The following is a 13,851-nucleotide window of genomic DNA, read 5'->3' on the forward strand; positions in this document are numbered from 1 at the left end:
GTCATTTTGCTTCATTTCTTAACAGGTCTGTTATTGATGAAAAAAATCGCCAGCGTCTGCCCTTACTGTGGTGCAGGCTGCAAACTAAACCTTGTTGTTGAGAATAACCGTATCATCCGTGCCGAAGCGGCAGAGGGGGCCACAAACCAGGGCACACTATGCCTGAAAGGATTTTACGGCTGGGACTTCCTTAACGATACCCGCCTGCTCACCCCACGCCTGACCCAGCCGATGATCCGCTACCGCAAGGGAGAGGCATTCACTCCCGTGACCTGGGAGGAGGCTATCCGCTACACCGCCCAGAAGCTCAGCAGCATTAAAGCCCAGTTCGGCCCGCGCTCGATTATGACCACCGGGTCGTCGCGCGGAACCGGGAATGAAACCAACTACGTGATGCAAAAATTTGCCCGCGCGGTGCTGCACACCAACAACGTCGACTGCTGCGCGCGCGTTTGTCACGGTCCTTCCGTCGCCGGGCTACAGGAGACCCTCGGCAACGGTGCGATGAGCAACTCTATCAACGATATTGAACACTCCAAATGCCTGCTGGTATTTGGCTATAACTGCGCAGACTCCCACCCTATCGTCGCCCGGCGCGTGCTAAAAGCCCGTGAAAACGGTGCGAAAATCATCGTCTGCGACCCGCGCCGCATCGAAACGGCGCGCATTGCCGATCAGCACCTGCAGTTGAAAAACGGCAGCAACATGGCGCTGGTGAACGCCTTTGGCTATGTGCTGCTGGAAGAGGAGCTGTACGACAAGAACTACGTCGCGCGGTTTACGGAGGGGCTAGAGGCCTATCGGCAGACGGTCAAAGAGTATGCCCCGGAGCGCGTAGAACACCTCACCGGCATCCCTTCCCGCGACGTTCGTCAGGCAATGCGCACCTTCGCGGCGGCCCCTTCCGCCACCGTTATGTGGGGTATGGGCGTGACCCAGTTTGGCCAGGCCGTCGACGTCGTTAAAGGGCTTTCCAGCCTGGCGCTGCTGACCGGCAACCTCGGCCGCCCTGCCGTCGGCGTCGGTCCCGTGCGCGGGCAAAACAATGTTCAGGGCGCCTGCGATATGGGCGTTCTGCCGAATATGTTCCCCGGCTATCAGGATGTGACCGATCCGGCTGTCAGGCAGAAGTTCGCCGACGCCTGGGGGATTGACGTGAATAACATGGACGATCGCGTCGGGACGCGCATTACCGAAGTGCCTCACCTTGCGCTGGAAGGCAAGGTTAAAGCCTATTACATCATGGGGGAAGATCCGCTCCAGACGGAAGCCGATCTCGGCCTGGTCCGCAGCGGTTTCGAGGCGCTTGACTTCGTGGTGGTTCAGGACATCTTTATGACCAAAACGGCGGAAGCGGCGGACGTTCTGCTCCCTGCCACCTCATGGGGCGAACACGGCGGCGTCTTTACCTGCGCCGACCGGGGTTTCCAGCGTTTTGGCAAAGCCATTGAGGCCAAAGGCAACGTGAAGCGCGACTGGGAGATCGTCAGCCTGCTCGCCACCGAGATGGGCTACCCGATGCACTACGATGATAACCAGCAGATCTGGGACGAGATGCGCGAGCTGTGCCCTCTCTTCTACGGCGTGACGTATGAAAAAATGGGCGAGATGGGCCACGTGCAGTGGCCGTGCCCGACGCTCGATCACCCCGGCACGCCGTACCTGTACAAAAACAATCAGTTCGATACGCCAACAGGCAAGGGGCAACTGTTTGCCGCGCCGTGGCGCGCGCCGGCAGAGACGCCCGATGATGATTACCCGCTGGTGCTCTGCACGGTGCGCGAAGTTGGGCACTACTCCTGCCGCTCGATGACGGGTAACTGCGCCGCGCTGCAAAGCCTCGCCGATGAGCCCGGACGGGTGCAGGTCAATCCTGCCGATGCGAACAGGCTGGGTATTACCGACGGCCAGCTGGTCTGGGTACGTTCGCGCCGGGGTAAAGTCATCACCCGCGCCAGCCTTAGCGAGCGCATCAACGCCGGGGCGGTCTATATGACCTATCAGTGGTGGATCGGGGCCTGTAACGAGTTAACGCAGGATAATCTCGACCCCGTCTCAAAAACGCCGGAGACAAAGTATTGTGCGGTGCAGCTGGAGGCCATTGAGGACCAGCGCTGGGCGGAGGATTTTGCGGCGTCGTCTTACCAGTCGATGAAAACGCGGTTGATTAATGCCGTGAACGTCTGATGCACCTGCCGGGTGGCGTCAGCGCCACCCGGCAACAGCGCCACGCTTTAGCCGTACTGCGGGTTATCAGCTGTTAGTCAGATAATCACGCAACCGGTTCGGACAGGCATTTTTCTCTACCATCCGGTGAATCAGGGCCATGAGTTCAAAATCGCTGCGCAGGTCGAATTTCTGCATCAGCAGATATTTATGGGTGAAAATGGTTTTATCACTGGTGTTAAGCTTATTCGCAATCTGTCCTACCGATAACCCGCGGTAAAAATGCACCATAACGCGAATCTGCTGCATAGATAATATTTTATGCTGGCATTCTTCGCAGCTTTTATTCTTCCAGCGAAAGCTGGGTAATTGCGTACGATACCAGGCGATAAACAGCGCCTCGGTCATTCTGTCAAGCGAGGTGCGCCGAGAGATAAATATCATATCCTGATAACAGGACGGACATGCCGTGAAACGTTGCTCATCCTCGACCAGGCCAATCACAATCCCTTTTTTGCGCGCCAGTAATTCTGGATAACAGGTCAGGTTTTCCCCCTGACATAACGCGAGAAAAATAATATCTGCGGCGCTGACATATTCATGAGAAAGCTCAACGTCAAAATGGAGCGAATGCCTGAAATTATGCGTGAAGAAATCCACAAGAAAACGCTGCAACCCATCTCTGAAAAATGAATCTTTCTCTTTAATCAGAATATTCAACATAGCAGTTACCGACATCTGTCAATCATTAAGAAAAATCAACCCATCTACTGATTAGTTGTACTGCATCGTCATGACAACGACTGCGCTGATGCTTCCCGGCGTCGCGCCGCCGGTAAAGGATCTGACCGATGCCAGCATGGCCATCGTCGCGGTTCTGTCTGCTGCGATCGTCTGCGTAATGCTAGTCCCCGTCCCCTTTAACGCACCGGTTGCCGCCTCACTCATCCCTATCGCGACATTCGTGGCCGAACCGCTGTTCATATAGTAATCCGCCCCCGCGACGGGATCGGGGTTTCCGGTAAATGAAACCGTCACGCTGCTCGTTCCTGTCGGACACTGGGTAAACAGCAGGTTAAACGGCACAGGATCGGATGATGACCCCGGCGTGGCCATGTTTGATGCCTGTATATTGCCGAGATCAATATCCATGTTGTCATTCCCGCCGTTAAATATGCAGGGAGAAGCAATAATATTGCCGGTAACGCTCATATTAACAGCGTCTCCCGCAAAGATATTGCAGCTTATTAACGTGGCGGCAAGCGCTGCCGCGCGCAAAATATTCATCTTCTTATCCATTACTGATACGTTAAATCAAGAGTTGCTGATGCGTTGGCTTTACCGGTTGAAACACTCGCCTGCGTCTGATAATAACGGGCAGTAATCGGAAAAGTTTCCTGGCCGCCAGCGGATTGCTTCAAAACGATTCGGTTATTTAATTCCAAAGGCGCTCCATTATATAACAATTGCACGCCGACGCCTTTCGCCACATCCGCGCTCCCCTGACCGGTCAAGGCTAATACGCTGGTAGTACTGACGTCAGGGTTTTGCATTCCCTGCAGCATGACATTAATATTCGCATCCGCATCGCAGTCGAGGCCCAGATTCTGCGTGTTTTGAGCGCCAGAAGGAATGGTGCCGACAGCGTTGCCAAAAGCCGATGCTGAAATATCACCGATAGGAAAACTTAATCCAGGCGTTGTTATTGAGCATGCTAATTGCGTCACTTTGTTACCAATATAGTTAACCGTTAACGACTGAACGTTATCATCACCATGGGCCGTTGCCAGCAGTCCGGAGCCTATCACGCCTGACGTAATATCCCCTGTCTTTATTAAAGTTACCTCCAGAGGGGAAACAACTGTCTGTGTCGGCGTCGAGTTTGTATATTGCCTGACCTTTGAAAAATACCAGCTTGCAGAGGTAAATTTTAACGCAATACCCACACCAGGAACATTTGTATTATAATAATTCGCTATTGACGAAGGCGTACTGAACATACTCATTTCATACGTAATTATTCCCGAACCGACACAGAGGTCAATATCACCGCTGCCATTGGTAATAAAGCTACTTATCACTGTGCCAACGGGAGCATCGCGCTGAACCGTCACGGCAGGCTGCTGTATGTTGAACGGTTGTGCTGGGTTAAATCCACTACCCCCAAACGTACAGTCTGCTTCAGCACGTAGTGAGCATAACCCTAACAGTGCCAGAAAAATGATTTGCCCATACGGCCGATATTTATTTGCTGAATACATAACTCATCCTCAACGACAATCATAAACAACGTCAGGGATACTGTTGGATCTCTCTTTTTCAGTAATCGCATAGTTAACCTGACATTGTTCTGAATTATCACTACCCCATTTAACCCATAACGTTCCGTTTGGACTTAACCCCGTCAAATAAACCTGGCCTTTATCTCCCACAATAAAGCTGTTCCCGCTCAGCCCTTTGATGGTGGCGATAGCGCCAAACGGAACCGGCTGGCCATTACGATACTTAAGCGTCATCAACACCCGCATCCCGACATTTGCCACATAATCCGCCCTGACCACCGCACCGCGGGTCGGTATCACCGTCTTGTTGGTCAGCTCGAGCTCCACGTCATCCGGTAGCGTATCGGTCATCAGCGCCACGTCGTTCTTACGGTACGGCGTCAGGTTGCTCACCGCGGTGTAGCCACGCCAGTCGGTTTTTGCGCCGCTCTGATTCTGGATGCTCACCCCTTTCGCGCCGGGTGCTTTTATCAGCACGTTGGTTTCACCCAGAGGCTGCGAGAAGGTCACCCCGTCGGCGTGGGCAACGATCCCACCCTGTAACCCATAGTTCAGACGATCGCCGCCTTTGTCGTAACCGTACCCCCCATAGACTTCACCATAGGTACCTTTAAAATCAGCGCTGGCATTGCCGGTATACCCCACGGAATCCGTTCCGTAACCTTGCTGCACGTTCCAGCTGAGCGCGTTGTTTTCCAGCGCGGTACCGTTAAGGCCGACGCTGTGCGTCGTGCCGTTGTTCCTGCTGGCGTTCATGCTGTAATTGGCCCAGGTACGCGGCAGGAAGGCCTCTAACGGCACGCTGACGTTCAGTGCAATCTGCCGATCCGTATCGTTGCGGGTTGAACGACCGTTGCCGTCAGTGCTGCCGTTTTTACTGTAGGTATAGGTGATCCCATAGTTCACGCTTCCCCACGCATTGTTATACCCGGCGCTGTAAGACGCCGTGGACTTACCGGAATTCCAGTAATCTTCACGTACGGCGCTGAGCATGAGCGAGCCCAGGCTCTGACCGATGTTTTGGCTCATCGTCAGCTCGGCGCGGTTACGACGGCGGTTCTGCAGCGCGCTGCTGTCGCTATAGGAATCCAGCACCTCCTGCATCCCGTAGTAGCCGCTGGTTGAATAGCGGTAGCCCGCGATGGCGAAGTTGGTTCCCGTCTCAACAAAGTTTTTGCTGTAGCGAATGCGCCAGGACTGGCCGCTGCTTCCCGGCAGGTTTTGCGGGGTTGACCACGCCTGGGTGACATCCGTCGAGAAGGCGCCAAAGTCGCCCATGTTTTTACCGATCCCTGCCGCCAGAGAGCGATACTTGCTCGACTCCTGGATACCGCCGTAGAGCGTCAGGCCATGCGGCAGGCCGTAGATCCCGGTCAACTGTGCGAACGGGGTTTTATCAACGTCGCTGCTATAGGATCGGTACTGGCCTGCGGTGACCGCATACTTAAAGCGCCCTTCACGCTGCAACACCGGCAGTGAAGCAAAGGCCACGGAAAAGTGCTGCTCGCTGCCGTCGCTCTCTTTCACGGTAACGTCGAGGTCACCCGCGCCGCCAGTGGGGTAGATGTCCGTAATTTCAAACGCGCCCGGCGCTACATCGCTCTGGTAAATCTGGTAGCCATTCTGGCGAATGATGACCTGGGCGTTGGTGCGGGCAATACCGCGCACCACCGGAGCGTACCCTTTCAACGAGTCCGGCATCATGTCGTCGTCAGAGGCCAGCTGCGCGCCCCGGAATGGAATACTGTCGAACACGTCAGCCGGAGAGGTGCTGTCGCCGGTCGTTAGCTGAGCCTTGAGCGGAACGATCGCCCGCTGTACGTAGGTGTAGACCGTATCCCATTTGTCGTTGCCGCTGCTGTCGCGGCTCCAGGTGGAATAGTTGCGGATCCGCCACGGACCGACGTTAATGCCCGGGCGCAGGTTGGCGTACTGGCTGTTCGCGTTACTGCTGTTGCCGTCACGTCCCCAGATGTTTGAGCCGCTCAGACTGTAGTTAAGCAGCGCGGCGGTGATCCCCTCGTCCCACATTTCTGGCGGCACATATCCCCGAGCCTGCGGTGATAGCGCCGCCTGTGGAATCGTCATCTCCAGGTGCTGGGCACTGAAAATGAACGCCGTGGAGGCCTGCGGGATCGCCGAGAGCTTCGCACATTCGCCGCCTGAAGCCAGGTCAGGGAATAGCTCGGTTTTTACCCCCCAGCTTTTCAACAGCGCCACGCTCAGGCACGGCTGCAAGGAGGTCTCGCCTTCCGCATTTTTTACCGCGTCAAATTTGATCTCGCGCGTGTCAACAACCTGCCCGTCAATGAGCACATCAACGCGATAGGTGCCGGGCAGCTGCGAGCCGGACTCAAACGCCGAAAGATCGGCGCCTTTCATGCCGGGGTTATCCAGTTCAATCAGCTCAGGGTTAAAATACTCGCCGGCATAAGCGGTCCCGGTAACCGAACCGAGTACGACAGCGATTAACAGTACCGGTTTAATTAAAACCGCCTGCTTATTATGGCTAATCACGACGTTAATCCATACCGAGAATAAAGGGGACATCTGGCACAATGCGAATTACAGGGTGGCGTTATGCACATTTCCGGTGCCGCCGTAATCATTAATTATTTTGAACGTTACCGAACCGCCGGTAATACCTTTCGGCAAATCAAACCTTGCGCTAGCGCCGGGAAGTACATAGGTTACGTCCTCCAGTTTTTTACCGTTGACGCGGATTTCATTGAAGTTCATTACCACGTTCGTTGGGTTAGTGACCTGGATTTGATTCCCGCTACGCTGCCAGGTTAATTTATCTGCCAGATCTTCAGGAATGATCCCTTTCAGCGCCGCTGGACGATAGATCAACTTGATGCGGGTTTTTACCGCAATTTGCAGCGTGTTATCTTTTCGCGATGCCGCCGGAATAGATTTGATATTTAGCCAGTAGAGCGACTCTTTATCCTCGGCCACTGGGCCTGTCAGTACAATACGTTCCACGTTCTGCTGGCCTTTATCCAGTCGGTAGAGCGGTGGCGTAATAATAAAAGGTGTTTTCTCAGCACTTCCGCTTTGCGATTCCACCCACGACTGAATTAAATATGGTGCTGTGTCGGGGTTAGTGACGCTAATAGAAGACTCCTTTTTATTGCCATCATAAATAACGCGCGTTCCACCGATGACCACACCAGCAGTGGCTTCAGAAATACCGGCTAAAAGAAATACGCAGGCAATGAGAGCTTTACTCAGAAAATACATTTTATACCTCAATAACAAAGGGGCCGACAGACGGCCCCCCAATGGTTTCCGTCAAGAAAATCAGTTGTAGACAACGGAGAAGTTAGCCACGGAATTTGCAGGTCCGGCGGTTATCGCTGACGCAGTGGATATATACTGCGCGTAAAAATTCAGCGTATTATCCATCGTACTGCTGAGCACATAGGAATAACTGTTGCTGCCGTGTAACGGCAGATCGACCTTATCCGCCGACATCAGGTTAATTGCTACCCCTGTTGCAGCCCCAGCCACTGACGAATCAATTGCCAGCAGGTTGGCATTGGTTGGATCCGGCGTGCCGTCGAAACGGACTTTTGCGTTAGTCACCGTAACTGGACAGTTTTTCAGTACAATATCAAATCGTGTTGCAGCCGTTCTGGAACCCGCAGCCGGGAATTCCGTTTTATTATAATCACCCAGCACCACCACCTGGTTCTGAGAAGCCACATCGACATCGCAGGCAGAATCAAGAATATTACCGTTAAAATTAACGGTACCTGCCGCTGCGAATGTATTTGTCATGGTCAGTAAAGAACCGGCTGCAAACATTGCCATCATTAATTGCTTTTTCATAATGCTCTACCCTGTATCACTTTATTTATTACTGAGATTCGTGCAGCAGAAAGCCGATAAAAAACCTCTTCAGATTTTTTATTTCCCAATAAATGGGATAAGGCGTTTCTCACTGATTGGTCAAAATTTATATAATTATTTTCGTGAATACAACTTTTTGATGGTCTAGCTGTAGACTGGAATTTAACGAATAAGCAACATTTACTTCAGGGGAATCTTATCTGTTATTGCGCCAGGTCTATTATTAGACTCGCCTCACTTTTTCTTTTTATTCAACTGGTTAGATTTCAAGAGTGTCTCGGTCTACTTTTAGACCTCGCTGAAATATTCCCTGAGTTCTTCATTTTTAAGATAATTCTCTTCGCAGATCAAAAAATGATCACACATGAAGTCGCTGTGAGGTAACTTATGAATACGCGTTTAACCACCCCACTGAATAATAACGAATCCTCCGTTCTGGATTTAAAACCGTTCTCCCATATAGACATGCTGATTAAACATGTGTTGCCGGCGGCCAACAGAATGATCATCAGTCGTGGTGAAACCGTCCATTATTATAAAGATGATGTTCGGCAGTGCTTTCTGCTTATCCAGGGCAGCGTGGCGCTTCATCGCCGGGGTGACGGCATTGTGTTAAATTCTGAATGTGCGCCTTTTATTCTGGGCGTAAGCAGTCAATTCTCCTCTGAACATCTGTACGTCAGGGCGCTGGAGACCGCGGAAATCGCCCGCGTGTCGCTGGAAAGCTTTAACCAGATTGTGTCGCAACATGATTTATGGGAGCACTTTTCAAAGCTGCTTATTTATACCGCCTCGCGGGTATACGAGCATTGCGCGCAAATATCGCAGATGTCTGCCTACGATATCATCCGGTTCCAGCTTGTTGAGCTGATGCAGGAGCCGGACGCCATACGGCAAAATACGACGGCGGCAGCCTACATCAAAAGCCGGACGTATCTTTCACGTAGCGGAATTATGCGTATTTTGGCGGAATTGCGTACCGGGAAGTACATCACCATGGAGCGCGGCGTGCTGCTTGAAATTCACCATTTACCGCGAAAATATTGATTGCCACCGTGCCTGTACGGGCGAGAAACGCTATAATTAGCCAGGTTATTTTTAAGGTTACCGGCTACCATGTCCCTTCCAGAAACGTCTCACCGCGGCTCGCCCTACGCACAAGAGCTTATTTCTCACTTACTGCCTGATTGTACAACGCGACGCACCGCTCGCGGTGAGCGGCTCGATCTTCAGATTGACGGTCAGGGAATGTGCTATTTAATTCTTGAGGGAACGGTCGCTATCTACAGAAGAAGCGACGACATGATGCTCTCCACGGCCCGCAGCCCCGCCCTGTTCGGGCTCGCTAATCTGACAGATATTTATTTCAACGATTACCTGAAGACCGTTAGCCCGTGCCTGATAGGCACGCTCACCACCGGGCGGGTGAATGAAATTATCAAGGAAAAGGCGCTGTGGGGGCTGCTCTCGAAACAACTTATGTTTGTATATAGTCGTCTTTATAACAACGTGATGCCGCAGGGCGCGCCGACGGCGTATGAGATGATTCGCCAGCAGCTGATAAAGCTGATGGAGGAAGATGAAAGCTATCGCAGCAGCGTGACGGCGGAAAGGTATATTCGGGAGAAAACCCAGCTCTCCCGCAGCGGCGTGATGCGTATTCTGGCGGATTTAAAAACCGGCGGCTTTATTGAAATAGAAGAAGGCAGACTCATCAGGATCAACAAGCTTCCCGCCCGCTACTGAATTGCGGGCACAAAAAAGGCCGCACTCGCGGCCTATTCAACAACACTCACTCAATGGACGTGAACGCCCAACCGCCAGGCAAAGTAGATCTCTTCTTTCAGCTCATTCGAAGAGAGCGCCAGCAAATCCGTGAACTCCAGCTCAAGCTGTTTCAGCTTTTTCAGGTATTGCGCCGGAGACAGGTTGCTCTTATCGCGACGTAAATATTCAATTGCCAGCTGTGTTGGGGTTATTTCAGTATCCATGATGTCCTCGCTTATGTACAAATCCTGACCAGTATATCACATCGTGCTGGCTAGTTTTTGACCAAAGGCAATTCATCTGAAAACTTTACACGACCGCCGTCGTCAGCCGCGACGAGCAGCAGAGGCGATCCTGCTCATCGAGAATATCAATCTGCCACACCTGGTGGCGGCTGCCGGCGTGCAGCGCGCGGCAGATACCGCGCACGCGTCCGCTGCGCACCGAGCGAATGTGGTTGGCATTCACCTCAAGCCCGACCACCTTCTGTTCGCCTTCGGTGCAGAGATATCCCGCAACGGAGCCCAGGGTTTCCGCCAGCACGACGGAGGCCCCGCCGTGCAGCAGGCCAAACGGCTGATGGGTGCGACTATCGACAGGCATCGTCGCCTCCAGATCGTCGTCCCCAATGCGGGTGAACTGGATATCCAGCAGCCCCACCATATTCCCCTCGCCCATGGCGTTCAGCGCCTGCAGCGTGACGGCACGTTTCCAGATCATCCAATTATCTCCAGTAAAGCCTGTAATGGGTGGCGTACGCCGTTACCCTCTACCCGTTTGACCTGGCTGCGGCAGGAGTAGCCCGTCGCCAGGCAGCGGTTTCTTGGCAATCGCTGCATCGCCTGATGCCAGGAGAGCTCATAAATACCGAGCGAGTTGGCGTGGTTTTTCACCTCGTGGCCGTAGGTGCCCGCCATGCCGCAGCAGCCCACGCTGACGCTCTCCAGCTTCGCGCCGAAGCGCGCAAAAATAGACGCCCACTGCGCCGTGGCGCCGGGCAGCGCCGTCACCTCCGTACAGTGGCCGAACAAATACCACGGTTCACCGCCAGCCTCCTGAATGGCCTCCTCTTCCAGGGCTGCCGGCAGCCACTCGTGCACCAGCATGACGTGGAAATCGCCGCGCTTATCACCCAGCGTCTGCTTGTATTCATCGCGATAGCAAAGCACCAGCGCTGGATCGACGCCGACCATCGGCATCCCAAGTTCGGCGATCCGGTTGAGAAAATCAGCGGTTTTTTGCGCCGTTTTCGCAAAGCGGTTCAGGAAGCCTTTAATGTGCTGCGCCTTGCCGTTTGGCGAGAACGGCAGCACCACGGGCTGATACCCCAGTTTTTCAGCCAGGCGGATGAAGTCAGCGACCACCTGCGCGTCGTAATAGCTGGTGAACGGATCCTGGACCACCAGCACCACATTCGCTTTTTGCTCAGGAGCAAGCGCTTCGAGCTGTTCCAGGGTCATGTTCGCCGAGCGGTGGCCGACAAGCTGGCGCTGCAGCGACGGCACCGACAGCAGCGGCAGATCGACCATGCCGATGTGTTTTTCGGAGAGCTTGCGCACCAGCGGCTGATTAATAAAGAAGTTAAAGGTCTTCGGCGCGCGCGCCATCAGCGGCGCGTAGCTTTCTACCGTCGCCACCAGATGGTCGCGCACCGGGCGCAGATAGCGGGTGTGGTAGAGCTGCAGGAAGCGCGAGCGGAATTCCGGCACGTCGATTTTAATCGGGCACTGGGTAGAGCAGGCTTTACAGGCCAGGCAGCCGGACATCGCCTCTTTCACCTCGTGGGAGAAATCATACTCGCCCTTGTTGGCATGCCAGCTGTTGCGGGTGCGCTCAATCAGCGAGCGCAGGCTGGCCCGTTTTTCCGGCAGCTCCTGCTCCAGCTTCAGGGGATCGACGCCGCGGTCCGCCAGCAGACGCAGCCACTCGCGCACCAGCGTCGCCCGCCCTTTCGGCGAGTGGATGCGGTTGCTGGTGATTTTCATTGACGGGCACATCGGGCTTTTCACGTCGAAGTTAAAGCACAGGCCGTTGCCGTTACACTCCATCGCGCCGCGCCAGGACGAGCGCACCGCAATCGGGATCTGTCTGTCATACGTACCGCGCTTCACGGCATCCACCTGGAGCATCGGCGCGTCCACGCCTTCAGGCGGGCAGATTTTCCCCGGGTTGAGGCGGTTATCCGGGTCGAACGCCGCCTTCACCTTGCGCAGCTCCGCGTAAAGCTGTTCCCCGAAGAAGGCCGGGCTGTATTCCGCGCGGAACCCTTTCCCATGCTCCCCCCACAGCAGACCGCCGTATTTGGCGGTCAAGGCCACCACGTCGTCGGAGATCTGCTTCATCAGGATCTCCTGCTGCGGGTCGCACATGTCCAGCGCCGGACGCACGTGCAGTACCCCGGCATCCACGTGGCCGAACATGCCATAGCTCAGGCCGTGGCCGTCCAGCAGGGCGCGAAACTCCACGATATAATCCGCCAGATGCTCAGGCGGCACGCAGGTGTCTTCGGCAAACGGAATCGGCTTCGCCGCCCCTTTCGCATTGCCGAGCAGGCCCACGGCTTTTTTACGCATGGCGTAAATACGCTCGATACCGGCCAGATCGTGACAAAGCTGCCAGCCAATCACGCCGCCTTCGCCTTGAGCAATAAGCTCATCCAGGCGCTGGCAGAGAGTCGTCACCTGGCTTTCAATCAGCTCCGCGTCATCACCGGCAAATTCCACGATGTTGAGGCCAAGCATCTCTTTATCCGGCACGTCGGTAATCAGTTCGCGCACGGAGTGCCAGACGATATCTTCCCGCGCCAGGTTCAGCACCTTCGAGTCGACGGTTTCCACCGACAGCGCCTTCGCGTCCACCATAAACGGCGCATTGCGCAGCGCGGAGTCGAAGGAGTCATATTTGACGTTCACCAGGCGACGCACCTTCGGCAGGCGGGTGATATCAAGCCGCGCCTCGGTAATAAACGCCAGCGTCCCTTCGGAGCCGGTCAGCACGCGGGTTAAATCAAACTGCGTCAGGTCGTCGTTAAAGACGTGGCGCAGATCGTAGCCCGTTAAGAAGCGGTTCAGTTTGGGAAACTTGTCAAGAATCAGCTGGCGGTTGTCGCGGCAGCGCTCCAGCACGGTGCGGTAGATGCGCCCGCTGGCGGTATTGTCTTTACCCAGCGTTTCCGCCAGTTCGACCGGCATCGGCTGGGTATCAAGAATGTCGCCGCCTAACAATACCGCCCGCACGCCCAGCACGTGATCGGAGGTTTTGCCGTAGACCAGCGACCCCTGCCCGGAGGCATCGGTGTTGATCATTCCCCCGATGGTTGCACGGTTGCTGGTGGAGAGTTCTGGGGCAAAAAAGTAGCCGTAAGGCTTGAGGTACTGATTAAGCTGATCTTTGATCACGCCCGCCTCAACCCGCACCCATCCCTCTTCAGGGTTGATCTCGATGATGCGGTTCATATAGCGCGACATATCAATAATGATGCCCTGGTTCAGCGCCTGACCGTTGGTTCCGGTGCCACCGCCGCGCGGCGTGAAGACCAGAGAGGCAAACCGCTCCTGCGTTGCCAGCCGGGCGATAAGCGCCACGTCGGCCGTTGAACGAGGGAAAACGACCGCATCGGGAAGAAGCTGGTAGATACTGTTATCGGTTGCCATCGTCAGCCTGTCGGCATAGTTCGTGGCGGTATCACCTGTAAAACCCTGTTGCTCCAGTGCCTGCAAAAAATTAAGCACCAGCTGAACGACGCCAGGTGCCTGAGAAATCTGTGGGATCATTACTGTCG

The 13,851-nt window shown here is 54.6% G+C and carries 12 protein-coding genes; 3 read left to right on the forward strand and 9 right to left on the reverse strand.

Annotated elements, in window-relative coordinates; genetic code table 11:
• Positions 1 to 36 precede the first annotated feature (36 nt).
• On the forward strand, positions 37 to 2,187 hold the full coding sequence (gene fdhF, locus OSH03_RS02850; RefSeq protein ID WP_266178222.1) for a formate dehydrogenase subunit alpha: 2,151 nt from the start codon (positions 37 to 39) through the stop codon (positions 2,185 to 2,187).
• A gap of 66 nt (positions 2,188 to 2,253) precedes the next feature.
• Here the strand turns inward: fdhF and OSH03_RS02855 are convergent, their stop codons facing one another.
• Genes OSH03_RS02855 through OSH03_RS02880 form a run of 6 tightly spaced genes read right to left on the reverse strand, consistent with a single transcriptional unit; the run spans position 2,254 to position 8,282 of the window.
• Positions 2,254 to 2,889, reverse strand: coding sequence for a helix-turn-helix transcriptional regulator (locus tag OSH03_RS02855; RefSeq protein ID WP_266178223.1), 636 nt, complete (start codon positions 2,887 to 2,889; stop codon positions 2,254 to 2,256).
• A gap of 51 nt (positions 2,890 to 2,940) precedes the next feature.
• The gene (locus OSH03_RS02860) at positions 2,941 to 3,453 is read right to left on the reverse strand and encodes a fimbrial protein (RefSeq protein WP_420909753.1); all 513 of its coding nucleotides are present in this window, start codon (positions 3,451 to 3,453) and stop codon (positions 2,941 to 2,943) included.
• An 11-nt stretch (positions 3,454 to 3,464) separates the two neighbouring features.
• Complete coding sequence (locus tag OSH03_RS02865) at positions 3,465 to 4,427, reverse strand: fimbrial protein (RefSeq protein WP_266178225.1); 963 nt, start codon at positions 4,425 to 4,427, stop codon at positions 3,465 to 3,467.
• 9 nt (positions 4,428 to 4,436) lie between these two features.
• The gene (locus tag OSH03_RS02870; protein WP_420909747.1) at positions 4,437 to 6,998 is read right to left on the reverse strand and encodes a fimbria/pilus outer membrane usher protein; all 2,562 of its coding nucleotides are present in this window, start codon (positions 6,996 to 6,998) and stop codon (positions 4,437 to 4,439) included.
• 15 nt (positions 6,999 to 7,013) lie between these two features.
• The gene (locus tag OSH03_RS02875; RefSeq protein WP_266178226.1) at positions 7,014 to 7,691 is read right to left on the reverse strand and encodes a fimbrial biogenesis chaperone; all 678 of its coding nucleotides are present in this window, start codon (positions 7,689 to 7,691) and stop codon (positions 7,014 to 7,016) included.
• 60 nt (positions 7,692 to 7,751) lie between these two features.
• A complete protein-coding gene (locus OSH03_RS02880; RefSeq protein WP_266178227.1) occupies positions 7,752 to 8,282 on the reverse strand; it encodes a fimbrial protein in 531 nt (176 codons plus the stop codon).
• A 408-nt stretch (positions 8,283 to 8,690) separates the two neighbouring features.
• Between OSH03_RS02880 and OSH03_RS02885 the strand changes: the two genes are divergently transcribed.
• Positions 8,691 to 9,350 (forward strand): helix-turn-helix domain-containing protein, encoded by a 660-nt coding sequence (locus OSH03_RS02885; protein ID WP_061098468.1) that lies wholly within the window; start codon positions 8,691 to 8,693, stop codon positions 9,348 to 9,350.
• Between the two features lie 69 nt (positions 9,351 to 9,419).
• Entirely contained in the window at positions 9,420 to 10,049 is a 630-nt protein-coding gene (locus tag OSH03_RS02890; protein ID WP_151413237.1) for a helix-turn-helix domain-containing protein, read from the forward strand.
• Between the two features lie 50 nt (positions 10,050 to 10,099).
• Here the strand turns inward: OSH03_RS02890 and OSH03_RS02895 are convergent, their stop codons facing one another.
• From OSH03_RS02895 to ydiJ, 3 genes are all read right to left on the reverse strand, one after another.
• Positions 10,100 to 10,294 (reverse strand): YdiH family protein, encoded by a 195-nt coding sequence (locus tag OSH03_RS02895; RefSeq protein ID WP_003857766.1) that lies wholly within the window; start codon positions 10,292 to 10,294, stop codon positions 10,100 to 10,102.
• Between the two features lie 85 nt (positions 10,295 to 10,379).
• Positions 10,380 to 10,790 (reverse strand): 1,4-dihydroxy-2-naphthoyl-CoA hydrolase, encoded by a 411-nt coding sequence (gene menI / locus OSH03_RS02900; RefSeq protein ID WP_151413236.1) that lies wholly within the window; start codon positions 10,788 to 10,790, stop codon positions 10,380 to 10,382.
• Positions 10,787 to 13,843 (reverse strand): D-2-hydroxyglutarate dehydrogenase YdiJ, encoded by a 3,057-nt coding sequence (gene ydiJ, locus OSH03_RS02905; RefSeq protein ID WP_266178228.1) that lies wholly within the window; start codon positions 13,841 to 13,843, stop codon positions 10,787 to 10,789. The genes menI and ydiJ overlap by 4 nt, the downstream gene beginning before the upstream one ends.
• Positions 13,844 to 13,851 lie beyond the last annotated feature (8 nt).

The organism is Enterobacter nematophilus (assembly GCF_026344075.1).
In the GTDB taxonomy this organism is placed as follows: Bacteria; Pseudomonadota; Gammaproteobacteria; order Enterobacterales; family Enterobacteriaceae; genus Enterobacter; species Enterobacter nematophilus.